Annotated in this window: 19 protein-coding genes; 9 read left to right on the plus strand and 10 right to left on the minus strand. The window is 69.1% G+C overall.

The window, feature by feature from the left end; translation table 11 throughout:
• Positions 1–3: 3 nt before the first annotated feature.
• Together argJ and TSB10GB4_RS20735 are read right to left on the minus strand one after the other, a co-directional pair.
• Positions 4–1236: a bifunctional glutamate N-acetyltransferase/amino-acid acetyltransferase ArgJ gene (gene argJ, locus TSB10GB4_RS20730; RefSeq protein ID WP_186397280.1), complete on the minus strand. Its 1233-nt coding sequence runs from the start codon at positions 1234–1236 to the stop codon at positions 4–6.
• A 73-nt stretch (positions 1237–1309) separates the two neighbouring features.
• Entirely contained in the window at positions 1310–1645 is a 336-nt protein-coding gene (locus tag TSB10GB4_RS20735; protein WP_244570989.1) for a hypothetical protein, read from the minus strand.
• Between the two features lie 262 nt (positions 1646–1907).
• Here TSB10GB4_RS20735 and TSB10GB4_RS20740 point away from each other — a divergent pair, with 262 nt between their 5' ends.
• A complete protein-coding gene (locus TSB10GB4_RS20740) occupies positions 1908–2573 on the plus strand; it encodes a TetR/AcrR family transcriptional regulator (RefSeq protein WP_186385911.1) in 666 nt (221 codons plus the stop codon).
• A gap of 13 nt (positions 2574–2586) precedes the next feature.
• On the opposite strand, the gene TSB10GB4_RS20745 is transcribed toward TSB10GB4_RS20740, so the two are convergent.
• Positions 2587–3450 carry a peptidylprolyl isomerase gene (locus TSB10GB4_RS20745; protein WP_186385912.1) on the minus strand — a complete coding sequence of 288 codons (864 nt, stop codon included), beginning with the start codon at positions 3448–3450 and terminating at the stop codon, positions 2587–2589.
• A 295-nt stretch (positions 3451–3745) separates the two neighbouring features.
• Here TSB10GB4_RS20745 and secA point away from each other — a divergent pair, with 295 nt between their 5' ends.
• Together secA and TSB10GB4_RS20755 are read left to right on the plus strand one after the other, a co-directional pair.
• Positions 3746–6523 carry a preprotein translocase subunit SecA gene (gene secA / locus TSB10GB4_RS20750; RefSeq protein ID WP_186397281.1) on the plus strand — a complete coding sequence of 926 codons (2778 nt, stop codon included), beginning with the start codon at positions 3746–3748 and terminating at the stop codon, positions 6521–6523.
• Between the two features lie 96 nt (positions 6524–6619).
• Positions 6620–7804: an adenylate/guanylate cyclase domain-containing protein gene (locus TSB10GB4_RS20755; RefSeq protein ID WP_208984911.1), complete on the plus strand. Its 1185-nt coding sequence runs from the start codon at positions 6620–6622 to the stop codon at positions 7802–7804.
• Between the two features lie 85 nt (positions 7805–7889).
• Here the strand turns inward: TSB10GB4_RS20755 and TSB10GB4_RS20760 are convergent, their stop codons facing one another.
• Entirely contained in the window at positions 7890–8519 is a 630-nt protein-coding gene (locus tag TSB10GB4_RS20760; protein ID WP_186397282.1) for a L,D-transpeptidase, read from the minus strand.
• Positions 8520–8595: 76 nt separating this feature from the next.
• Positions 8596–9525 carry a sugar kinase gene (locus TSB10GB4_RS20765; protein ID WP_186397283.1) on the minus strand — a complete coding sequence of 310 codons (930 nt, stop codon included), beginning with the start codon at positions 9523–9525 and terminating at the stop codon, positions 8596–8598.
• Positions 9526–9713: 188 nt separating this feature from the next.
• On the opposite strand from TSB10GB4_RS20765, the gene TSB10GB4_RS20770 reads away from it, so the two are divergent.
• Positions 9714–10496 (plus strand): alpha/beta fold hydrolase, encoded by a 783-nt coding sequence (locus tag TSB10GB4_RS20770; protein WP_186397284.1) that lies wholly within the window; start codon positions 9714–9716, stop codon positions 10494–10496.
• 101 nt (positions 10497–10597) lie between these two features.
• Here the strand turns inward: TSB10GB4_RS20770 and ppa are convergent, their stop codons facing one another.
• From ppa to TSB10GB4_RS20790, 4 genes are all read right to left on the minus strand, one after another.
• Positions 10598–11134, minus strand: a complete 537-nt coding sequence (gene ppa, locus TSB10GB4_RS20775; RefSeq protein ID WP_186385917.1) for an inorganic diphosphatase — start codon at positions 11132–11134, stop codon at positions 10598–10600.
• A gap of 130 nt (positions 11135–11264) precedes the next feature.
• Positions 11265–11858: an RNA 2',3'-cyclic phosphodiesterase gene (gene thpR / locus TSB10GB4_RS20780; RefSeq protein WP_186397285.1), complete on the minus strand. Its 594-nt coding sequence runs from the start codon at positions 11856–11858 to the stop codon at positions 11265–11267.
• Positions 11859–12047: 189 nt separating this feature from the next.
• A complete protein-coding gene (locus TSB10GB4_RS20785) occupies positions 12048–13100 on the minus strand; it encodes an aldo/keto reductase (protein WP_186397286.1) in 1053 nt (350 codons plus the stop codon).
• Between the two features lie 131 nt (positions 13101–13231).
• Entirely contained in the window at positions 13232–13867 is a 636-nt protein-coding gene (locus TSB10GB4_RS20790) for an arylesterase (RefSeq protein WP_186397287.1), read from the minus strand.
• A 115-nt stretch (positions 13868–13982) separates the two neighbouring features.
• Between TSB10GB4_RS20790 and TSB10GB4_RS20795 the strand changes: the two genes are divergently transcribed.
• The 4 genes from TSB10GB4_RS20795 (at position 13983) to TSB10GB4_RS20810 (ending at position 20694) form a co-directional block, all read left to right on the plus strand.
• Positions 13983–14699, plus strand: a complete 717-nt coding sequence (locus TSB10GB4_RS20795; protein WP_186397288.1) for an ABC transporter ATP-binding protein — start codon at positions 13983–13985, stop codon at positions 14697–14699.
• A gap of 2 nt (positions 14700–14701) precedes the next feature.
• On the plus strand, positions 14702–17284 hold the full coding sequence (locus TSB10GB4_RS20800) for an ABC transporter permease (RefSeq protein ID WP_186397289.1): 2583 nt from the start codon (positions 14702–14704) through the stop codon (positions 17282–17284).
• Between the two features lie 256 nt (positions 17285–17540).
• On the plus strand, positions 17541–18302 hold the full coding sequence (locus tag TSB10GB4_RS20805; RefSeq protein WP_186385923.1) for a Bax inhibitor-1/YccA family protein: 762 nt from the start codon (positions 17541–17543) through the stop codon (positions 18300–18302).
• Between the two features lie 328 nt (positions 18303–18630).
• On the plus strand, positions 18631–20694 hold the full coding sequence (locus TSB10GB4_RS20810; protein WP_186397290.1) for a S8 family serine peptidase: 2064 nt from the start codon (positions 18631–18633) through the stop codon (positions 20692–20694).
• A gap of 236 nt (positions 20695–20930) precedes the next feature.
• On the opposite strand, the gene TSB10GB4_RS20815 is transcribed toward TSB10GB4_RS20810, so the two are convergent.
• Entirely contained in the window at positions 20931–21323 is a 393-nt protein-coding gene (locus TSB10GB4_RS20815; protein ID WP_186385925.1) for a DUF2794 domain-containing protein, read from the minus strand.
• Positions 21324–21835: 512 nt separating this feature from the next.
• Here TSB10GB4_RS20815 and TSB10GB4_RS20820 point away from each other — a divergent pair.
• Complete coding sequence (locus TSB10GB4_RS20820; RefSeq protein WP_186385926.1) at positions 21836–22357, plus strand: GNAT family N-acetyltransferase; 522 nt, start codon at positions 21836–21838, stop codon at positions 22355–22357.
• The last annotated feature ends 37 nt before the right edge of the window (positions 22358–22394 follow it).

A 22394-nucleotide genomic window follows, 5' to 3' on the forward strand; every position in this document is an offset into this window, starting at 1 on the left:
GGCTCAGGACCGGTAGTCGCCGTTGATCGCGACATACTCCTTGGTGAGGTCGCAGGTCCACACCGTCGCCGTCCCCTCGCCGAGGCCGAGATCGACGCGGATCGCGATCTCCTCCTCGCGCATGGCGGCGGAGGCAGCCTCTTCCGAGTAGCCGGGATCGCGCTCGCCATCGACGGCGACGCGCACGTCGCCGAACCAGATCGCCAGCCGGTCGCGGTCGGCCGGCTCGCCGGCCTTGCCCACCGCCATGACGATACGGCCCCAGTTGGCGTCCTCACCGGCGATCGCGGTCTTCACCAGCGGCGAATTGGCGATGGAAAAGCCGATGCGCTTGGCCGAGGCGTCGCTCTCCGCGCCCGTCACGGTGACGGCGACGAACTTGCGCGCGCCCTCGCCGTCCTTGACGATCAGGTGTGCCAGCTCGCGCATCAGCTCGCCGAGCGCCTGGCGGAAGCCGGCAAGCCGGGGATCGTCCGCCCGCTCGACCCGCGCGCCGCCGGCTTTGCCGGTCGCGAACAGCAGCACCGTATCGGAGGTCGAGGTGTCGCCGTCGATGGTGATGGCGTTGAAGGTTCCCTCGACCGCTTCAGACAGCAGTTCCTGCAGCACGGGCGCGGCGATCGGCGCATCGGTGAACAGGAAGGAGAGCATCGTCGCCATGTCCGGCGCGATCATGCCGGCGCCCTTGGCGATGCCGTTGAGCGTCACGCTCTGGCCGCCGAGGTCGATGCTGCGCGAGACCGCCTTGGGGAAGGTGTCGGTGGTCATGATGGCACGCGCCGCGCCCTGCCAGTCGCCGGCCTCGGCCTCGCCGACCAGGGTGCCGACGACGCCGGCGAACTTCTCCGCCGGCAGCGGCTCGCCGATCACGCCGGTGGAGGCGAGAAACACCTCGCCCATGGCGCAGCCGGCCGCTTCCGCCACATAGCGCGCCGAAAGCTCGGTCGCCTCGCGGCCCTTGCGGCCGGTGAAGGCATTGGCATTGCCGGAATTGACCAAAAGCGCCCGGGCGCGGCCGCCCGCGAGATTGTCGCGGCACCAGTCGACCGCCGCCGACGGGCAGCGCGACTTGGTGAACACGCCGGCGACGTCCGCGCCCTCGTCGAGCAGCACCATCAGGACGTCGGTGCGGCCCTTGTACTTGATCCCGGCCTGGGCGGTGGCGAAGCGCACGCCGGCGACGGCGGGCAGCGCCGGATAGGATTTCGGGGCGAGCGGCGAGACGGCCGTGGACATCGGACACTCCCTTGAAAAGCGGGGGGAAGAGACTGCCGCGAGCCTTGCCCCATCGCTCCCGCTCGCGCAAGTCCTATCCTGCCGAGGGCCTGCGGACCGGATGCAGGAAGGCGGAAAAGCGGCGGTGCAGGAAGGGGATGAGACCCCAGACCATGATCACGACCATGATCGGCGCGAGAACCAGCGTCTGCTGCCAGAACATCCAGCCGCGGGTCAGCGGCGCGACCAGATAAAGCAGCGCCGTCACCAGCGGATAGACGCCGGCAAAGACCAGCAGAGCGAAGCGCGGACGCGACAGGACGCGCGGTGCGGCAGGGGGCGCCGGACGGGCGGCCGCATCCGCCCGCATGTCGGAAGGGTCGGAGGCGGGAACATCCGGGGACGGGGCGGAGGCAGTCTGTGCGGACATCGGGAGATCTCCTGGTGAGCAGGCCGAAGGCAATGGCTCGGCTGGAAGGATCCGGGTGACGGCGCCCAGGCAGCGTCAGGGCGGCGGAGCGGCTTGAAGAAATTCTGGCGCCTCAACAAACGAAACGGGCCGTTTCGTTTCGCATTATCTAAACGGGCCGTTTCGTTTAGTCAAGCCCTGTGCTAAGGCTGAATGCAACGACAGAGCCGCCCACAATCCGCGCAGGAAGGTGGCCGAACGGCGGGAAACTTGAGGAAACGCGATGCGGAACGGCAACATCACGGACCATGAGGCGAAGGATGTCGTCGGCGCTGGGGTCGATGAGGCTTTGCCCGCTGCCAGACCCTCGACGGGCGCGCGGCGCAATCCGGCAAGCGCCGATGCGATCCGCCAGGCGGCCGCCGACATTCTCGCGGAAGACGGCTATGCGCGCTTTTCCATCGAGGCGGTGGCCCGCCGCGCCAGGGCCGGCAAGCCGACGATCTATCGCTGGTGGCCGAGCAAGGCGGCCCTGCTGCTCGACGTCTATCACCGCCAGAAGCAGGGCGTCGTCAACCCGGACACCGGCGATCTGGTGGAAGACCTGACGGCGTTTCTCGACTCGCTGTTCCGCCACTGGCGCGACACACCGACCGGTCCGGTGTTCCGCTCGGTCATCGCCGAGGCGCAGAGCGAGGACAGCGCGGCTGAAGCTCTCCGCTCCTATATGGAGGGGCGCTTTTCCCATTCCGCAAAGATGATCGAGCGCGCCCGCGAGCGCGGCGAGGTCGCCGCCCATGTCGACCCGCGCCTTGCCATCGAGCTGGTGGTCGGGTTCGCCTACATTCGGCTGCTGACCGGCCGGCTGGACATGGAAACGGCCGCCGTGAGGGCGGCCGTCTGCCTGTTCGTGGATGGCTGGCGCGCCGCACCGGCCGCGCGCCCCTGAAGCGGCGTTCCGCTTACTGCGCCTTGGGAGCCTCGCCGCCCTCGGCCGGGGCTGGCGCGGCCATCACCTCGATGCTGGTCTTCGACTTCAGGTCCTCCAGCACCTCCGTATAGCGCGCCCGCAGAAGCTGCTGGCGCAGCCGCTCGCGCACCTCGGAGAGCTCCGGTGCCGGCTGCTTGCGGGCATCCTCGACCTTGATCACGTGCCAGCCGAACTGCGATTCCACCGGCTCCTTGGAATAGGCGCCGACCTCCAGCGCGAAGGCCGCGTCCTCGAAGTCCTTGACCATCCGGCCCCGGGTGAAATAGCCGAGATCGCCGCCATTGGAGCCCATCGGATCGATGGACTTTTCCTTCGCCACGTCCGCGAAATCGGCCCCGCCGTCGAGTTCGGCGATCACCGCCTCGGCCTCTTCCCTGGTCTTCACCAGGATGTGGCGGGCCCGCCGCTCGTCCTCGCCCTGGTAATTGGCGAATTCCTTGTCATAGGCAGCCTGCAGCGCCTCTTCGCTGAGCTTGCCCTCGATCTCGCGGGCGAGATAGGCATTGCGCAGCGCCCGCATGGTCAGGAACTCGACCTGCCGCTTGAAGGCGTCCTCCTCGGCGATGCCGGCCTCGCGCGCCGCATTGGCCAGCACGGTCATGTCGACCACCACGTCGGTCAGGATCTTGCGCCACTGGGTCGGCGGCACCTGGGAGAGCTGATCCGCGAAATCCTGCGAGGCGAAGGCGATGTCCGCCTCGGTCACCTCGGTGTCGCCGACCTTGGCGACCACGTCGCCCGGCTCCTGCGCCGCCGCGCCGGTGGCCGCCAGGCTGCCGGCCAGCAGCGCGGCAAAGGCGGCGCGCCGCGCCGTCGCGGAAAGAATGCGTGTCATGCCCTGTATCCCTGTCGTCTTGTGTTTCGGCGGTCGCGCCTGCCGCGCCCCGCCTGTCGCCGGAGGTCCGCCCCGTCGGCTGACGGTTTGCGCGGCGTTGACAACCTCCGGACCCCCTCTTATCTGTCGAGCGTCCCCCATGGAAGGGCCGGACACTCCCAGTCGAGCATGCGTTCGTCTCGCCCCAATGCGGCGGTTGTGAGGCCCGCGCCTGCCCGTACCGTCAATCCGATCTCCGGGTTGCTGCCAGGACCGAATGTCCGGCGCGACCTGACCAAACGATAAGGACCGCCACATGGTCGGCCTCGGCGCACTCGCCAAGAAGCTCTTCGGTTCCTCGAATGACCGCCTGGTCAAGCAGTTGCGCAACCGTGTCGCGGCCATCAACGCGCTGGAGGACGACCTTAGGGCCCTCAGCGACGACGACCTGCGCGCCCGCACGGAGACGTTCCGCCGCCAGCTCGCCGACGGCGCCAAGCTCGACAGCCTGCTGGAGCCGGCCTTCGCCACGGTGCGCGAGGCGGCCCGCCGGGTTCTCGGCCAGCGCCACTACGACGTCCAGATGATCGGCGGCATGGTGCTCAATGCCGGCCAGATCTCGGAGATGCGCACCGGCGAGGGCAAGACCCTGGTCGCCACCCTGCCGGTCTATCTCAACGCGCTTGCCGGCAAGGGCGTCCATGTCGTCACCGTCAACGACTATCTCGCCCGCCGCGACGCCGAGTGGATGGGCCGGGTCTACCGCTTCCTCGGCCTCTCCGTCGGCGTCATCGTCCACGGGCTGACCGACGAGGAGCGCAAGGCCGCCTACGCCGCCGACGTCACCTACGGCACCAACAACGAGTTCGGCTTCGACTATCTGCGCGACAACATGAAATACGAGCGCGGCTCGATGGTGCAGCGCGGACACAATTTCGCGATCGTCGACGAGGTCGACTCGATCCTGATCGACGAAGCCCGCACGCCGCTGATCATCTCCGGCCCGCTCGAGGACCGCAGCGACTTCTACAACACCGTCGATGCCTTCATCCCGCATATCGCGCCGGAGGACTACGAGCTCGACGAGAAGCAGCGCTCGGCGACCTTCACCGAGGCCGGCAACGAGAAGCTCGAAGGCCTGCTGCGCGAGGCCGGCCTGCTCAAGGGCGACAGCCTCTACGACGTGGAGAACGTCTCCGTCGTCCACCACCTGCAGCAGGCTCTGAAGGCGCACAAGCTGTTCCAGCGCGACAAGGACTATATCGTGCGCAACCGCGAGGTCGTCATCATCGACGAGTTCACGGGCCGCATGATGCCGGGCCGCCGCTATTCGGAGGGCCTGCACCAGGCGCTCGAGGCCAAGGAGAAGGTGCAGATCCAGCCGGAGAACCAGACGCTGGCCTCCATCACCTTCCAGAATTACTTCCGCCTCTACAACAAGCTTGCCGGCATGACCGGCACCGCCCAGACCGAGGCCGAGGAATTCGCCAATATCTACGGCCTCGAAGTGGTCGATATCCCGACCAATGTCGCGGTCAAGCGCATCGACGACGACGACGAGGTCTACCGGACCGTCGAGGAGAAATACAACGCGATCATCGAGCTGATCGAGGACTGCCGCAAGCGCGGCCAGCCGGTGCTGGTCGGCACCACCTCGATCGAGAAGTCGGAACTGCTCGCCGCCCGCCTCAAGGCCGCCGGCTACAAGCAGGCCGACGTCTCCTCGCCGGCCGCCTTCGAGCCGCTGTTCGCCGGCAATGGCAACAAGGACCGGATCTTCACCGTCCTCAATGCCCGCTATCACGAGCAGGAAGCCTCGATCATCTCCCAGGCCGGCCTGCCGGCCGCCGTCACCATCGCCACCAACATGGCCGGCCGCGGCACCGACATCCAGCTCGGCGGCAATGCCGAGATGCGCATCGAGCACGAGCTCGCCGACATGGCCGCCGGCCCGGAGCGGGAGGCCCGCGAAGCGGCGATCCGCGCCCAGGTCGAGGAGCGCAAGCAGCAGTCGCTCGCCGCCGGCGGCCTCTATGTGATCGGCACCGAGCGCCACGAGAGCCGGCGCATCGACAACCAGTTGCGCGGTCGTTCCGGCCGCCAGGGCGACCCCGGCCATTCCAAGTTCTTCCTGTCGCTGCAGGACGACCTGATGCGCATCTTCGGTTCCGACCGGATGGACGGGATGATGCAGAAGCTCGGTCTCAAGGAAGGCGAGGCGATCGTCCATCCCTGGATCAACCGGGCGCTGGCCAAGGCGCAGCAGAAGGTCGAGGCGCGCAACTTCGACATCCGCAAGAACCTCTTGAAGTTCGACGACGTCATGAACGACCAGCGCAAGGTCGTGTTCGACCAGCGCATCGAGCTGATGGACGGCCAGACGGTGGCCGAGACGGTCACCGACATGCGCCACGACGTGATCGAGGATCTCGTCGCCAAGCATATTCCGGAAAAGGCCTATGCCGAGCAGTGGGACACCGAGGGCCTGCAGACCGAGGTGCGCCGCCTGCTCAATCTCGACCTGCCGGTCGTCGACTGGGCCAAGGAAGAGGGCATCGCCGAGGAAGAGGTGACCGAGCGGCTGAAGAAGGCCGCTGACGAGGCCATGGCCCGCAAGGTCGGCCAGTATTCGCCAGAGATCATGCGCCAGGTCGAGAAGGCGGTGCTGCTGCAGACGCTCGACCACCTGTGGCGCGAGCATCTTGCCAATCTCGACCACCTGCGTTCGGTGATCGGCTTCCGCGGCTATGCCCAGCGCGATCCGCTGCAGGAATACAAGACCGAGGCCTTCACCCTGTTCGAGAGCATGCTGGTCAACCTGCGCCAGGCGACCACCGCCCAGCTCATGCGCGTGGAACTGGTGCAGGAGCAGCCGCCAAGCCTGCCGGACGGCGGCGACCTGCCGCCGATGCATGCCGAGCACCGCGACCCGCTGACCGGCGAGAACGAGTTCGACGAGGCCTATCAGGCCGTCGCCCCCGGCACGGTGCGCGATCCGAAAAACCCCTCGACCTGGGGCAAGGTCGGCCGCAACGAGGCCTGCCCCTGCGGCTCGGGCAAGAAGTACAAGCATTGCCACGGCGCCCTCGCTTGAGAAAATCTCCGCGACGGGCCGGGGTGTGAAGTCAGGAACGGCGGGCGGCCAGCCCGCCGTTTTTCGTGGCGCGGGGCTCGGGCCTGGAGGTGAAGCGTGAAAACCAATCCAAAGCTTGAGGCGATCGAGGACTGGGTGATCCGCGAGGCGCTCGGCCAGCCGGATATCGGCGAGATGTTCGCCGGCTTCTGCGAGCGTCTCGTTGCCGCCGGCATGCCGGTGGAGCGCGCCATGCTCTCCTGGGCGACGCTGCATCCGCTGGTCGAGGCGGAATCCGCCCTTTGGCTCACCGGCCGCGCGGCCGAACTGTCCCAGCACCGCCATGACGAGGAAGAGACCGAGGACTGGCTGAAAAGCCCCATCCGCGCCGTGCTGGAGGCGCGCGAGACGCGGCTGCGCCGGCGTCTTGCCGGCGCCAACGCCGCCACCGACGACTTCCCGATCCTGACGACGCTGAAGGCCGAGGGCTTCACCGACTATCTCGTCCTGTCGACCCCGTTTGAGCTGCCGACGGCCAAGGATTTCGGCTCGTCCGGCATGCTGGTCAGTTGGGCGACACGGGCCGAGGGCGGCTTTTCCGACGACGACATTGAGGGGCTCGACTATCTGCAGATCCGCCTGGCGCTGGCCTGCCGCGCCACCATCCAGTCGCGGATCGCCCATACCCTCGCCGAGACCTATCTCGGCGCCCGCGCCGGATCGCGGGTGCTCTCCGGCCTGATCCGCCATGGCGACGGCGAGCGGCTCGACGCGGTGATCTTCTATTCCGATCTGCGCGGCTCGACCGCCCTGGCCGACCGTCTCGCCCCCGACGTCTACATGGCCCATCTCAACGCCTATTTCGACGCCACCGCCCGCACGGTGATGGCCCATGGCGGCGAGGTGCTGGACTTCATCGGCGACGCGGTGCTGGCGGTGTTTCCGATCGAGGCGGGCGGCTTCGATGCCGCCGTCAGCCGCGCCCTGCGCGCCGCCGACGCCGTGCTGGTGCAGATCGAACGGGCGCAGGCGGCGACCGAGCATCCGCTTCACTGCGGCATCGCGCTCTCCTCCGGCGACGTGATGTTCGGCAATATCGGCATTCCCGAGCGGCTGACCTTCTCGGTGATCGGCCGCACGGTCAACGCCGCCGCCCGCATCGAGGCGATGACCAAGACGCTCGGCCGGCCGCTTCTCGTCACCGCCGACATCGCCGCCTTCGCCCCGCACGCCTTCACTCCGCTCGGCCGCTTCCAGCTCGCCGGCTTCGGCGAGGAGGTGGAGCTGCACGCCCCCGTGTGAGGCCTGCCCCTCTCCGGACGCGAAAAGGGCGCCGGACCTTGCGGTCGCAGCGCCCCTCGAAAGACCGGCCCGGCAGGCCGGCGTCTTACATCACCGTGACCTGCGCCCCGACCGAGACCCGCTCGTAGAGGTCCTCGACATCCTCGTTGAGCATGCGGATGCAGCCCGACGACACCGCCCGGCCGATCGACCAGTCCTCGTTGGTGCCGTGGATGCGGTATTCGGTCGCCCCGAGATAGAGCGCCCGCGCGCCCATCGGGTTCTTCGGTCCGCCAGGCATGAAGGCCGGCAGGTTGCGGCCGTTCTTGCGCTCGCGGACGATCATTTCCGGCGGCGGCGTCCAGCCCGGCCACTTGGCCTTGCGCGTCACCTTCTCGGTTCCGGCCCAGGAGAAGCCCTCGCGGCCGACGCCGATGCCGTAGCGCACGGCCTTGCCGCCCGGCAGCACGTAATAGAGATAGCGGTCGCGGGTATCGACGATCACCGAGCCCGGCTTCTTGTCGGTGCGGTAGCGCACCTCGGTGCGCCGGTATTTCTCGCGGACGATCTTGCCGGCCGCCTCCGGCGTGATCCGGTAGGTCTGCCAGCTCCGGCTGACCGGATCGTAATACTGCTCCGTCTGCGCCTTGGCAGGCGCACCGCCCGCCAGGGAGAGCGCCAGCACCAGTCCCGCAAAAACCCGCCCAGAAAAGATCCGTCCAGCAAAGAACCGCATGTCACCTCCACGCCCCGGAGGCCGCGCCGCCCGCCCCTCCGACTGATTCGCAATCGGCAGAAAATCTACACGTCCCTCAGGCGCCGCGCGCGCCCTGTTTGGCGAGCAAGGCAAGGACTTCGGCCCGTTGTGGCAGCGGCGCAACAGCACCGAAGCCGCACACGGCGAGCGCCGCCGCCGCATTGGCGTGACGGGCCGCCGCCAGCCCGTCGCCGGTGGCCAGGAATTCGGCGAGAAACGCCCCGTCGAAGGCATCGCCCGCCCCCGTCGCATCCACCGCCGCCACCTTGTGCGGAGCGATGATCTCCGTCCCTTCCGGCCCGGCATAGAGCACGCCCTTGTCGCCGAGCGTCAGCGCCACCCGCGCCGCGCCCTTTGCCCGGTAGTGATCGGCGATCTCCTGCGGGCTCTCCAGCCCTGTCAGCTTGCGCGCATCGTCGAGGCCGGGCAGCAGGATGTCGGCCATCGCCGCTGTCGCCTCCACCACCGCGCGGGCCCGCGCCAGCGGCCACAGCGCCAGCCGCAGGTTGGTGTCGTAGGAGATCAGCCCGCCGGCCGCCTTCACGGCCTCGATGGCCGCGAACACCGTGTCGCAGGCGCTCGCCGAAATCGCCTGGCTGATCGCCGAGACATGCAGGATCCTGGCCTTGCGCAGCAGCTCGAGCGGCAGGTCCTCCGGGCGCATCAGGCTCGCCGCCGATCCGCTCCGGCGATAGGAGAACATGTGGCCCGACGGCCCATGGGTGACGAAATAGATCCCGGTCGGCGCCTGCTCCATCCGCGCCACGCCGGCCGTGTCGACGCCCTCCGCACGCCACAGCCCGTCGAACAGGTCGCCGAACACGTCGCGCCCCGTCGCGCTGACATAGCCGACACGCGCCCCCTGCCTCGCCGCCGCGATCGCCGCGTTCGAGGTGTCGCCGCCGAAGCCTTGCACGTAAGGCCCGCCCGGCGCCGTCTGGTTGAACTCGATCATCGGCTCGCCGAGGCAAAGTAGCTCGCTCACTGGTCCACTCCGGTCAATTCAATCGATTTAAGTCCATGCGATGCGCTCCCCCCGCCTGTCAAGTCCGCGCAAGGCCAAGGCGGACCCGCCTCCCCGGCATGGGCGCCTGCCCTCTCGCATCCCCCCCTCGCATCCTCTGGCCTTGCATGCGACAAGGAGCAAAAGACCCATCAGCGGAGCAACGCCCCATGTCCGAATTGCCGCCCTCGATCCTGCCCGTCACCGCCAGCGGCCCGGACAGTCCCGAGCCGGTGGTGCTGCTGCACGGCTTCGGTGGCGACGCGCGCGGTTTCGCGGAGCTGCAGGGCGAAGTGTCAATGAGCCGGCGCACGCTGGCTTTCGACCTGCCCGGCCACGGCCGCGCCCTCGGCTGGCCGAGGATCGGCGGCGCCGGCGTCGCCGCCCGCGCCGTGCTCGGCTCGCTGGAGGCGATGGGCCTCGCCCGCGTCCATCTCGTCGGCCATTCGATGGGCGGGGCGGCCGCCGCGCTCGTTGCGCTGAAGGCGCCCGAGCGGGTGGCGAGCCTCACCCTGCTCGGTCCGGGCGGCTTCGGCCCCGAGATCAACGCCGCCCTGCTGCGCCGCTATGCGGCGGCGCGCGAGCCGGGCGAACTGGAACCGCTGCTGGAGCAGTTCTTCGGCCTCGGCTTCGACCTGCCGCGCCTCGTCGTGCGCCAGGCGGCGGAGGCCCGCGCCCGTCCCGGCGTCTGCGAGACCTTGACCGAGATCGTCGAGACCCTGCTCGACGGCAAGGAGCAGAAGACCCTGCCGATCGCCGAGATCGCGGCCCTCGGCCCCCCGGTGCGGCTGATCTGGGGTGCCCAGGACCGGGTGCTGCCGGTCTCCCAGGCGCGCGGCCTGCCCGGCGACATCGCCGTGCAGGTGTTCGACGGGGTCGGCCACATGCCGCATCTGGAAATCCCGCAGCAGGTCGCCCGCGCCATCCGCGCCCAGACCGGCGACAGCGCCTGACGCCCGGAGACCAAGAGACTGGGAAACGCAAAAGGCCGCGCCCTTGTGGGACGCGGCCTAGAATGTCGAATGTCGTCGGCTGAAACAGCGCGACAGGCGGCTCAGGCCTTGGCGGCCTTGGCCCGCTCGATCGATTCCTCGATGATCCGCTTGGCCTCGTCCGGGCCGCCGAAGCCGGTGATCTTCACCCACTTGCCCGGCTCCAGGTCCTTGTAGTGCTCGAAGAAGTGCTTGATCTGCTGGATGGTGATGTCCGGCAGGTCCTCGTAATGGACGATGTTCTCGTAGCGCCGCGTCAGCTTGCTGGAGGGCACCGCGATCAACTTCTCGTCCTGCCCCGCCTCGTCCTCCATGAACAGCACGCCGATCGGGCGACAGTTCATGATCGCGCCCGGCACGATCGGCCGCTGGTTGGCGACGATCACGTCGACCGGGTCGCCGTCGCCGCACAGGGTGTGCGGCACGAAGCCGTAATTGCCCGGATAGCGCATCGGCGTGTAGAGGAAGCGGTCGACATACATGGCGCCGGCTTCCTTATCCATTTCGTACTTGATCGGCTCGCCGCCCACCGAGACCTCGATGATGACATTGATGTCCTCGGGCGGATTCTTTCCGATCGGAACGGCATCGATACGCATGGATGGGGGCTCCTCTTTGGATGTTGGCGGCTGTATCGCAAGCGCCGTGTCCAAAGGCAAGCCGGAACTTGTTGCACTGCAACTTAAGGCCTAATGCAACCGGTTCGCGGGTCGGGACGCCCCGTCCTGCTCAGCGATGCTGGCCGGCGAACTGCGCCGGGCCCTCCGGCAGGCCGTAGCCGCCGCCCTGCCGGTCGAGCGGATAGGCCTCCTCCACCAGGTAGGGCCCGCCGCCGACGCTGGCACGGGAGGAGAACAGCGCGAAGCGCGCCGCCGTGAAGCTCTGGGCGTAGAAGTCGCCATGCTCGGCGAGCCAGCGCGCCACGTCCTGGTTGCTGCAGGTGCGGCAGCGCGCCAGCGTCACATGCGGCACGTATTTGCGCCGCTCCGCCGGCAGCCGCAGCCGCTGCAGGATGCGCTCCTGCTCGCCCTGCAGCTCCATCAGCCCCGGCGTCGGCTCGACCCTTGCGAAGACCGCATGCGGCTTGCCGTTGGCGAAGGCGCCGAGCCCGGTCAGCCGGATCTCCACCGGATCGCGGCGGATGCGGTCGAGCGCGTCCGCCACCTCGTCGGCCATGCGGTCGTCGATGTCGCCGATGAAGCGCAGGGTGATGTGGTAATTTTCGGGGTCGATCCAGCGCACACCGCGCAGGCCACCGCGCAACAGGGAGAGCATGAGGCCGGTCTGGGCCGGAATCTCAAGCCCGGTGAACAGTCGAGGCATGATCGAACCCTCCGCTGTCGCCGCATGCTCTCATCAGGACGGGTTTTTCGCTGCACCGCAAGCAAAAAAGCAAGGCGCTGATCCGCAAGGGCATTCCGCCTCAGGCCGGCTTTGCGACCGGCAGCAGGCCCCCTCCGTCGCGGCGGATCGGCCGTGATTCGGGCCGGCCCGCCGCGTCTTTCCGCCGCCTTACGGGCAGGGGCTGCCGTGATGCTGGTAGAGCGTGTTGATCCGCGCCTCGATCTCCTCGGTGATTGCAAGGTCCAGCGCGCCGAGATCGTGCTCGAGCTGGCCCAGCGAGGTCGCGCCGAGGATCACCGAGGTGGTGAAGGCGCGCGACAGCGCGAAGGCGATGGCCAGTTGCGAGGAGGACAGGCCGAGCTCGTCGGCAAGGTCGAGATAGGCGTTGATCGCGACGTCCGCACCCGGCTTCTCGTAGCGCTGCAGCCGGTCGAACAGCGTCTTGCGGGCTCCGGCCGGCAGCGCGCCGTTGCGATACTTGCCGGTCAGATAGCCCTGGCCCAGCGCCGAATAGGCGAGCAGGCCGACCTGTTCCCGGTGGGCGATTTCGGCAAGCCCGCCCTCGAAGGTGCGGTTGACCAGATTGTAGGCGTTCTGGATCGACACCACCCGCGGCCAGCCGTTGCGCTCGGCCAGTTCCAGGAAACGCATCGTGCCCCAGGGGCTCTCGTTGGAGAGGCCGAGATGGCGGATCTTGCCGGCCTTCACCAGCCGGTCCATCGCCTCCAGCGTCACCTCGATCGGCGTCTCGTCGTCGCAGGGCGCCGGTGCCTTCCAGATCGTCGGGTTGGAGCCGAAGCCGGAGACGTTCCGGTCCGGCCAGTGGATCTGGTAGAGGTCGATATAGTCGCTCTGCAGCCGCGTCAGGCTCTTGTCGACGGCTTCCTCGATCTGCGCGCGGGTCAGCCGGCCCTCGCTGCCGTCCTTGCGGAACCAGGTGTTCTCGGTGCGGCCGACCACCTTGGTGGCGATCACCACCTTGTCGCGGTTGCCGCGCGCCTTCAGCCAGGTGCCGATGATTTCCTCGGTGCGCCCCTGGGTCTCGGCCTTGGGCGGGATCGGATAGAGTTCGGCGGCATCAAAGAGGTTGATGCCGCGGTCGAGCGCGAGGTCGAGCTGGGCATGGCCCTCGGCCTCGGTGTTCTGCTCGCCGAAGGTCATCGTGCCGAGCGACAGGCTGGAGACATGAATGTCCGTGCGTCCGAGACGGCGCTTTTGCATCGGGGGATCTTTCTGCTGCGGTGTCTTGTGAAGACCGGGAGGATGGCCGGACCTTGACCGCTCAAGCGCGCCTCGTCAACCGTCTGCCGGCCTCTCCCCGCACGCCCCGATGCGCCGCGCCGGGTGCCCGCTCAGCCCCGCGCCGCGCCGGCCCGCGCGATCAGTTCTTCGACCTTCGGCAGGATGCCCTCGACGATGATCGCGACGCCCTTCTGCGTCGGGTGGATGCCGTCCGGCAGCACCGTCTCGGCCGTGATCGGGATGCCTGCAAGGAAATTCGGATAGAGCACCGCGTCGTGGTCCGCCGCGATCTCCGCATACATCCGCTCGAAGCCGGCGACATAGTCCTCGCCCATGTTGCGGGGCGCGGCGATGCCGGCCAGCAGCACCGGCAGCCCGCGCTCGGCAAGGCTCCCGACGATCCGCTCGAGATTCGCCCGCGCCGATGCCACCGGCAGGCCGCGCAGCGCGTCATTGGCGCCGAGTTCGACGATCACCGCGTCCGCCCCCTCGCCCAGCGACCAGTCGAGCCGCGACAGCCCTCCCGCCGTGGTGTCGCCGGAAACCCCGGCATTGACCACGACGACATCGTGCCCGCGCGCCTTCAGCGCCGCTTCCAGTTGCACCGGGAACGCCGCCTCGGGCGGCAACTGGTAGCCGGCCGTCAGGCTGTCGCCCAGCGCGAGGATGCGCAGCGGCTCGGCCCGCGCCGGCAGCGCGGCCAGCAATCCGGCCATGGCGAGAAAAACTGTAACGAAACGTATCATGTCGGCTGATCCTCTGGACGCTCCCCGCGTAACCTCCCATATCGCGAAAGGTTGCGTGCAGCGCGGCATGTTGCAACGTCGACCCGATCATATGGCCCAACCATATAGGCAGAGCATGACCGACCGAACAGTCCCGCCCCCCATCGTCTCCCTGTCCGGCGTTCATCTCAGCCTCGGCCACGCCGCCGCCCGCGTCCACATTCTCAAGGGCGTCGACCTCGACATCGCCGCCGGCCGTCGGGTCGGCATCATCGGCCCGTCCGGCTCCGGCAAGTCGACCCTGTTGATGGTGATGGCCGGGCTGGAGCGGGCTGACCAGGGCTCGGTGGTCGTCGGCGGCTCCGAACTGACGGACCTGTCGGAGGACCAGCTCGCCCGCTTCCGCGGCCGCTCCATCGGCATTGTCTTCCAGTCCTTCCACCTCATTCCCAACATGACGGCGCTGGAAAACGTCGCCGTGCCGCTGGAGCTTGCCGGCGTGCCGCGCGCCTTCGAGGCCGCGCGCGAGGAGCTGGCCGCCGTCGGCCTTGCCGAGCGCACCGGCCACTACCCCTCGCAGATGTCCGGCGGCGAGCAGCAGCGCGTCGCCATCGCCCGCGCCCTGGTCACCCGCCCGCCACTGCTGCTGGCCGACGAGCCGACCGGCAATCTCGACGAGACCACCGGCGCGCAGATCGTCGACCTGATGTTCTCCGCCACCCGCGAGCGCGGCATGACGCTGGTCATGGTCACCCATGATGCGGCGCTCGCCCGTCGCTGCGACGAGACCATCCGCGTCCGCTCCGGCCATATCGAGACGCTGGAGCCCGCTCCCGCCGGCGGAGGGGCCTGACCATGCACGGTGTCCTGCCCACGCCGTCGCAGCGCCGCGCCCGCCCGCCGCTCGGCCTCGCCTTCCGCTTCGCCCTTCGCGAGATGCGCGGCGGGTTGCGCGGCTTCTATGTCTTCATCGCCTGCATCGCGCTTGGCGTCGCCGCCATCTCCGGCGTTGCCTCCGTCTCGCGCGCGCTGGTGGAAGGCATCGCCGCCGAAGGCACCTCGATCCTCGGCGGCGACCTGTCGGCCCGCCTGATCCACCGCACCGCCGAGCCGGACGAGCTTGCCTGGCTGGAAAGCCTCGGCGCGGTCTCGCGCGTCGCCACCCTGCGGGGCATGGCGCGGGCGCCGGACAGCGGCGAGCAGACCCTGGTCGAGCTGAAGGCCGTCGACGGCGCCTATCCGCTCTATGGCGAGCTGCGCCTTGCCGGCGGCGGCGATCTGGCCGGCGCGCTGGCACCCCGCGACGGTGTACATGGCGTCGTCGTGGAGCCGGAGCTGCTGGTCCGCCTGGGGCTGGAAAAGGGCGACACGATCACTCTCGGCCGTGCCAGCCTGCACATCGCCGACACCCTCGCGGCCGAGCCCGACCGCCTCAGCGACGGCATCAATTTCGGCCCCCGGATGATCGCCTCGGACGCTGCGCTGGAGGAGACCGGCCTCGTCCAGCCCGGCAGCCTGGTGCGCTGGCTCTACCGCGTCCGCCTGCCCGCCGGCACCTCCTCCGCGGCGGTCGAGGCGCTGGCCGAGGAGGCCAACCGGCGCTTCCCGCTCGCCGGCTGGCGGGTGCAGTCGCGCGCCGAGGCCGCCCCCGGCCTGCAGCGCAACATCACCCGCCTTGCCCAGTTTCTCACCCTTGTCGGCCTCACCGCGCTGGTCGTCGGCGGCGTCGGCGTCGCCAATGCGGTGCGCTCCTATCTCGATGCCAAGCGGCCGGTGATCGCCACCTTCCGCTGCCTTGGCGCCGATGGCGACTTCGTCTTCCGCGTCTATCTGATCCAGATCCTCTGCCTCGCCGGCCTCGGCATCGCCGCCGGCCTCGTCCTCGGCGCGCTGATCCCCTTCGTTGCCGCCGGCTTCATCGCCGCCGTGCTGCCGATCAAGGCGATCGCCTCGGTCTATCCGGCCGAGCTCGGCCTCGGCGTGCTCTATGGCGGGCTCACTGCGCTTGCCTTCGCGCTGTGGCCGCTCGGCCGCGCCCATGACGTGCCGCCGAGCCTGCTGTTCCGCGACGATGCCTCCGCCACCCGCGCCTGGCCGCGCAAGCGCTACCTCGCGGCGACCGCCGCCGCCGTGCTGGTGCTCGCCGGCCTTGCCGTCGCCCTGTCCGGCGACCTGCGCATCTCGCTCACCTATGTCGGCGCCACCGCGGTGGTCTTCGTGCTCTTGATGCTGATCGCCCGCGGCATCATGGCCGGCGCCCGCCGCCTGCCGCATCCGCGCGGCGCCGAATTGCGCCTGGCGCTTGCCAACATCCACCGGCCCGGCGCGCTGACCCCCTCCGTCGTGCTCTCGCTCGGCCTCGGCCTGTCGCTGCTGGTCGCCCTGGCCTTGATCGACGGCAACCTGCGCCGCGAGCTCGGCACCACCGTCACCGCCAATGCCCCGAGCTTCTTCTTCCTCGACGTGCAGCAGTCGGAGCGCGAGGCCTTCGACGCCCTGCTCGCCCGCGAGGCGCCGGGCGCCACCATCGACGGCGCGCCGATGCTGCGCGGCCGCATCGCCGCGGTCAACGGCGTGCCGAGCGAGGAGGTCGCGGTGCCCGAGGGCGGCCGCTGGGTGCTCAACGGCGATCGCGGCGTCACCTATGCCGGCGAGCGGCCGGCGAGTGCGGAGCTGACGGAGGGCACCTGGTGGGCGCCCGACCATGACGGCACGCCGCTCGTCTCCTTCGAGGCCGGCGCCGGCGCCGGGCTCGGCCTGAAGATCGGCGACACGATCACCGTCAACGTACTCGGCCGCGAGATCACCGCCGAGATCGCCAATTTCCGAAGGGTCGAGTGGGAATCGCTCGCCATCAACTTCGTCATGGTGTTCTCGCCCAACACCTTCGCCGGCGCGCCGCACACCCATCTGCGCACCCTCGCCTATGCCGACGGCGGCGGCGAGGCCCGCGAGCTGGCCCTGCTCAAGACCCTGTCGCAGGCGTTCCCGACCGTCACCGCCGTGCGCGTCAAGGACGCCATCCAGCAGGTCAACAGCCTCGTGGAACAGCTCGCGGTGGCGATCCGCGCCGCCGCCTCGATCACCCTCATCGCCTCCGTGCTGGTGCTGGGCGGGGCGCTCGCCGCCGGTCACCGGCACCGGGTCTACGACGCGGTGATCCTCAAGACGCTGGGCGCAACCCGCGGCCGGCTGATCGCCAGCTTCTCGCTGGAATACGCCATTCTCGGCCTCGTCACCGCCGCGTTTGCGGTGATCGCCGGGGCGCTCGCCGCCTCCTTCGTGCTGGTGGAGATCATGAATGCGGGCTTCGCCTTCCTGCCCGTGACCGCCTTCGGCGCCGCGCTTGCCGCCCTCGTACTCACCGTCGGCTTCGGCCTCATGGGCACCTGGCAGGTGTTGGGGCGCAAGCCGGCGCCGGTGCTGCGCAACCTTTAGCCGGCGCCGGACCGCGCCTGCGCGGCGGGTAACCCTCTGCCGGAATAATGACAGAACGGTAATGTCGGCCGGGCCGATTATGCCTTGTGGGGACGGCGGCTTGTGCCCATATTCGGGGGGACGTGCGTGCGAGCGGCGCGAACAGCGGCGCTTGCATGACTTCACGAGGTTGCGCAAAGGGGCCGCGAGGCGTCCGGCGCGGCCGGGGGACCGCCCTCAAAAAGGGCAACCGTTTCAACGGATAGAGAGGATTTCGATGTCGACCTTCGACCGCAATTCCAACACGAGGTACGCTGCGGCCGGCGCACACGCACAGGCCGGCGTCTATGATGAGGGCCTGCGCGCCTACATGCTGGGCGTCTACAACTACATGGCCCTCGGCCTCGCCATCACCGGCCTTGCCGCGCTGGCGACCGTGTATTTCGCCATCGACCAGACCGCCGGCGGCATGGCGCTGACCCCGTTCGGCCAGGCGATCTATCTCAGCCCGCTGAAGTGGGTGGTGATGCTCGCGCCGCTGGCCATGGTGTTCTTCCTCAGCTTCCGCATCCAGTCGATGAGCGCCTCCACCGCTCAGACGACCTTCTGGATCTACGCGGCGGCGATGGGTCTGTCGCTGTCGACGATCTTCCTCGTCTACACGGGCGGCTCGATCGCGCGGGTGTTCTTCATCACCGCCGCCTCCTTCGGCGCGCTGAGCCTTTACGGCTACACCACGAAGAAGGACCTGTCCGGCTGGGGCTCGTTCCTGTTCATGGGCCTGATCGGCATCATCATCGCCTCGCTGGTCAACATCTTCCTGGCCTCCTCGGCGCTGCAGTTCGCCGTGTCGGTGATCGGCGTGCTGGTCTTCGCGGGCCTCACCGCCTACGACACCCAGCAGATCAAGGAAATGTACTACGCGGGCGACGGCTCCGAGGTTGCCAAGAAGAAGTCGATCATGGGTGCCCTGCGCCTGTATCTGGACTTCATCAACCTGTTCCTGATGCTGCTGCAACTGTTCGGCAACCGCGAATAATCGCGCATCCTCAGGCACAAGCGGACATCGACGGGCGCGGCGAAAGCCGCGCCCGTTTCGTTTGCGAGGGCGTCGGCAACGACTTTTGCCCAGTGCCGAGCGAGTGCCGGACGGGTGCCGGGCGGGTGCCGGGCGGGGAGCGGACAGGGAGCGGGCGAAAGCCGGTGGCGGTTTGCAGAGCGTCCGCCGCCGCCGCCACTGCGTCCATTTCTTCGGCTTCCTCGCGGAATCCTTCGCCTTTTCGCGCCGAACCGGATTGACGCGGCGCGGCGCGGCGGGGTTATCTGCGGTCATTCATCTTCCCCCCAGTTCAGGTCGAACGGATCCAATGTCGAGCGTTACCAGAAGACTTGCCGGCGCCCGCCGGGCCGCCATCTCCCGCCTGCCGCTGTTCTCCCTTGCCCTGTGCCTCGCCGTCCCGGCCGCGCAGGCCGACGAGTACGACGCCCAGTGGGGCCTGATCATGACCGGCGCGCGCATCGCCCATGAGCGCGGCTATATCGGCCGCGGCGTCAATGTCGGCGTCGTCGATTCCGGCATCATCTCCGGCCATCCGGATCTCGAAGGCAATCTCAGCGGCCTGTCGATCAACGGCTACACCCTGGCGCCGACGACCACGGACGGCGAAGGCCATGGCACCCATGTCGCCGGCACCATCGCCGCGCTCGCCAATGGCGAGGGCATGATGGGCGTCGCGCCGGGCGCGCGGGTCACCTCGCTGCAGATCGCCAGGGACGACGGCAGCATCGACGCCGCGCTGCTCGACAGCGCCGTCGCCGCCGTCATCGGCTACGGCCTCGACAACGGCATCGAGTTCTTCAACAACTCGTGGGGCAGCGACGGGATGATGCCGGCCGACGGACCCGCCCTCGAGGGCGTACGGTCGCATTTCGAGAACGACAATCCGCTGATGCTCGCCGCCTTCCGCCGCGCCGCCGCCGAAGGCGCGGTGATGGTCTTCGCCAACGGCAATGACGGCCTGCCCGGCGCGGCCTATGAGCCGGCCCTGCCCCACCTCTTCCCCGAGCTGCGGGCGAACTGGCTGGCGGTCGCCGCCGTCGGCCGCGACGGCACTCTCGCCGATTACTCCAACCGCTGCGGCGTCGCCATGGCCTGGTGCCTGTCCGCGCCCGGCGGCGGCGACGACCAGGATGCCGACGGCATCTACTCGACCTCCAACACTGGCGGCTATGTCCGCTTGTCCGGCACCTCGATGGCGGCGCCCCATGTCACCGGCGCGCTGGCGATCGCCCGCGAGATGTTCCCCAACGCCTCCGCCTCCGACCTGGCGCAACTGGTCCTGGCGACCGCCCGCGACGTCGGCGAAGCCGGCATCGACGCCGAATACGGCTGGGGTCTGCTCGACCTTGACAACCTGACCTCGACCCGCGACGGCGCCACCGCCTCGGTCTTCACCCAGTCGCAGATGGCGCAGGCCGCGACCATGTCGCAGATCGCCGGCACCATCGCCGACCTTGCCGCTGCGCATGGCTCCGGCAAGGCGACCCCGGGCACGGTCAGCGTCTCCACCCATGGCGGCGCGCCGACGGCCGATGCCGGCTACCGGCTGTGGGGCTCCATGCTCGGCAGCTACTCCAGCATCTCCTCCCACGGCGCCACCCCCGGCAGCATCAGCCGCACCGGCGGCATGCTCTCCGGTATCGACGTCACCCTCGGCAATGGCATCGGCGGCGGTTTCGGTGTCGGCTTCACCTCCGGCAACAGCCAGGGCGGCGGCAACACCGCCCGCGCCAATGCGCTGCATGCGGTCGCCTATGGCAGCTATTCGGCCGGCGGCTTCTTCGCCGACGCGGCCGGCGGCCTCAGCCGCTTCGACTCGCGCCGCACCCGCAACTCGATCGCCGGCGCCGGCGGTGCCGTGCCCTTCACCGGCTCCAGCAAGTCGGTCGATATCGGCGCCTGGTCGAATGCCCGCATCGGCATGACCTTCGCGACCGTCGGCACCACCATCCAGCCCTACCTGCAGACCCGCCTCGTGCATCAGTGGCTGGGCGCGTCGAACGAGACCGGGGCCGGCGTCTTCGCCCTCTCGGCACCGTCGGCGAACCGCAGCCAGTTCGATGCCGGCGCCGGTCTGCGCGTTGCCGCGCCCGCCCTGCCGCTCGGTGCGGCGGCGACGCTGACGCCGGTGGTCGATGTCGCCTATGCCCGCGCCCTCGGCTCGCTCGGCGACACCCGCACCGCCACCATGCTCGGCGCGCCGGTCACCGCCACCGGCACCCGTGTCGGCCGCGACATCGCCCGTCTGTCGGCCGGCCTGCAGGTCGACGCGATGGAGGGCCGCCTGTCCGGCGCCCTCACCTACTCGGGCGAGTACCGGGCCCGCGCCCGCTCGCACGCTTTGGCCGCGCGCATGGGCTACAAATTCTGACGAGCCCCTGCGGGGCTCCCGGTTCCGTGCCTGCATTCCCGCGGCACTGCCTTGCGGAGGTCGGCCTGCCCGACCTCCGCTTTTTGCCTCAAAGGGGGGTCGGCTCGCCCGGCCTCCGCTTTTTGCCTCAAAGGGGGGTCGGCCTGCCCGGCCTCCGCTTTTTGCTGATCGATTGGGGTCGGCTCGCCCGGCCTCCGCTTTTGCGCCGGGCGGCGAGCAGCCCCTGCCTTGCGGCCTCACACCAGGCTGAGGTGACGCTTCTTCTCGAAGACCTTGAGCACCTGGGCGAGATCGCCGCCGCGTTTCAAGATCACCCCGCCGGTGCCGACCACCGCATAGGCGCCCTGGCGCCGGGCGTTGCGCGGCACTTTCTCGATGCGGAACAGCGGCATTTCGGAGCTGCGGCGAAACACGGAAAACACCGCCCGGTCCTTCAGATGGTCGATGGCATAGTCGCGCCACTCGCCGGAGGCCACCCGGTGGCCATAGACCCGCAGGATCAGGTCGAGCTCCCGGCGGTGAAAGGTGACCAGCGCCGGGGGGCTGGCCGTCCCTTGCGCAGGGGCGAAGCCGGAGATTGCCTCCAGGTCCGCCCCGAACCGGGATGCCTCTTCTTCGAACTCGCTCATCGCGCCTCCCGCCTGGCTCGGGGTCCCGTCATCGATCCGTCATGATGAGCCCCTGCTTCCGCCTTTGGCAAGTCCCGGGCAGCGAGGGCCGGGCGCCGCGCTTCGCCCGCTGGCGCCCCGGCCAGACCGCCCCTCCGGCAAGCCCTTGGAAAAAATCACTATTTCAGGCGGCTCCGGCGCGGCCCCAGGAGTTTTTACCCCCCCTGTCGATTTCATAGTTTCGCCCCATTGCAGCCCATACGGCGCCATCTTGGCCGGCGAAATTGGCATCGTTGCATGAGGGACTGACGACAAGGCTTCGGTACGCAACAGCCCCCCAGCCCCCCGGGGTTTTGTCTCAGGCGTTCCCCGGCCCGCAAGGGCCGAACTGCAACCGGAAGGGCCGGCTCAGCGCCGGCCCTTTTCCGTTTCTCCCCACGGCTCTTCCGCATTTTCCAGCTCTCCCGCCCCGCCGGGCGCGGCGCTGCGCGCAACGGCTTTTGTCGGCCGGCGAAGGGCGCTATCATGTCTCCATGAGTATCGGTCTGACAGCCCTGCGCCCAGCGCGCCACGACGATGCCGAAGCGCTCGCCCTCATCCATGAGGATGCCTGGCGGGCGACCTATCGCGGCATCATCGACGGGCTCGAACTGGAGCGGATGATTTCCCGGCGCGGGCCGAAATGGTGGCGCACCGCCCTGTCGCGCGGCGTCCAGATCCAGATTCTCCAGGTCGCCGGCGTGCCGGCCGGCTATGCCACCTGGGGCCGCAGCCGGATGCGCGAACTGCCCTTCGAGGGCGAGATCTACGAGCTCTATATCCGCCCGGACCACCAGGGCCTCGGCTTCGGCAGCGAGTTGTTCACCGCCACCCGCGCCGCGCTGACCCGCGCCCGCCTCGATGGCCTCGCCATCCGCGTGCTCAAGGACAACGAGGAGGCGGTGCGCTTCTACCAGCGCCGGGGCGGCCAGATCCTGATGACCAATCGCGAGCGCATCGCCCAGACGACGCTCGACCTGACGGTCTTCGGCTGGTTCGCCGAAGACCGGTTCTGAGGCATCCGGCTCCCGGCGGACCGGCCGCGCCGTATCG

It is taken from the genome of Stappia sp. TSB10GB4 (genome assembly GCF_900185745.1).
GTDB lineage: Bacteria > Pseudomonadota > Alphaproteobacteria > Rhizobiales > Stappiaceae > Stappia.

Excerpts from the sequence above, each read along its gene's own strand:
- TSB10GB4_RS20735 (WP_244570989.1), bottom strand. The coding sequence starts at position 1,645 with ATGTCCGCACAGACTGCCTCCGCCCCGTCCCCGGATGTTCCCGCCTCC.
- ppa (WP_186385917.1), bottom strand. The coding sequence starts at position 11,134 with ATGCGTATCGATGCCGTTCCGATCGGAAAGAATCCGCCCGAGGACATC.
- TSB10GB4_RS20810 (WP_186397290.1), top strand. The coding sequence starts at position 18,631 with ATGTCGAGCGTTACCAGAAGACTTGCCGGCGCCCGCCGGGCCGCCATC.
- TSB10GB4_RS20760 (WP_186397282.1), bottom strand. The coding sequence starts at position 8,519 with ATGCGGTTCTTTGCTGGACGGATCTTTTCTGGGCGGGTTTTTGCGGGA.
- argJ (WP_186397280.1), bottom strand. The coding sequence starts at position 1,236 with ATGTCCACGGCCGTCTCGCCGCTCGCCCCGAAATCCTATCCGGCGCTG.
- TSB10GB4_RS20805 (WP_186385923.1), top strand. The coding sequence starts at position 17,541 with ATGTCGACCTTCGACCGCAATTCCAACACGAGGTACGCTGCGGCCGGC.
- TSB10GB4_RS20790 (WP_186397287.1), bottom strand. The coding sequence starts at position 13,867 with ATGATACGTTTCGTTACAGTTTTTCTCGCCATGGCCGGATTGCTGGCC.
- TSB10GB4_RS20785 (WP_186397286.1), bottom strand. The coding sequence starts at position 13,100 with ATGCAAAAGCGCCGTCTCGGACGCACGGACATTCATGTCTCCAGCCTG.
- TSB10GB4_RS20820 (WP_186385926.1), top strand. The coding sequence starts at position 21,836 with ATGAGTATCGGTCTGACAGCCCTGCGCCCAGCGCGCCACGACGATGCC.
- TSB10GB4_RS20770 (WP_186397284.1), top strand. The coding sequence starts at position 9,714 with ATGTCCGAATTGCCGCCCTCGATCCTGCCCGTCACCGCCAGCGGCCCG.
- TSB10GB4_RS20800 (WP_186397289.1), top strand. The coding sequence starts at position 14,702 with ATGCACGGTGTCCTGCCCACGCCGTCGCAGCGCCGCGCCCGCCCGCCG.
- TSB10GB4_RS20815 (WP_186385925.1), bottom strand. The coding sequence starts at position 21,323 with ATGAGCGAGTTCGAAGAAGAGGCATCCCGGTTCGGGGCGGACCTGGAG.
- TSB10GB4_RS20795 (WP_186397288.1), top strand. The coding sequence starts at position 13,983 with ATGACCGACCGAACAGTCCCGCCCCCCATCGTCTCCCTGTCCGGCGTT.
- TSB10GB4_RS20740 (WP_186385911.1), top strand. The coding sequence starts at position 1,908 with ATGCGGAACGGCAACATCACGGACCATGAGGCGAAGGATGTCGTCGGC.
- secA (WP_186397281.1), top strand. The coding sequence starts at position 3,746 with ATGGTCGGCCTCGGCGCACTCGCCAAGAAGCTCTTCGGTTCCTCGAAT.
- thpR (WP_186397285.1), bottom strand. The coding sequence starts at position 11,858 with ATGCCTCGACTGTTCACCGGGCTTGAGATTCCGGCCCAGACCGGCCTC.
- TSB10GB4_RS20745 (WP_186385912.1), bottom strand. The coding sequence starts at position 3,450 with ATGACACGCATTCTTTCCGCGACGGCGCGGCGCGCCGCCTTTGCCGCG.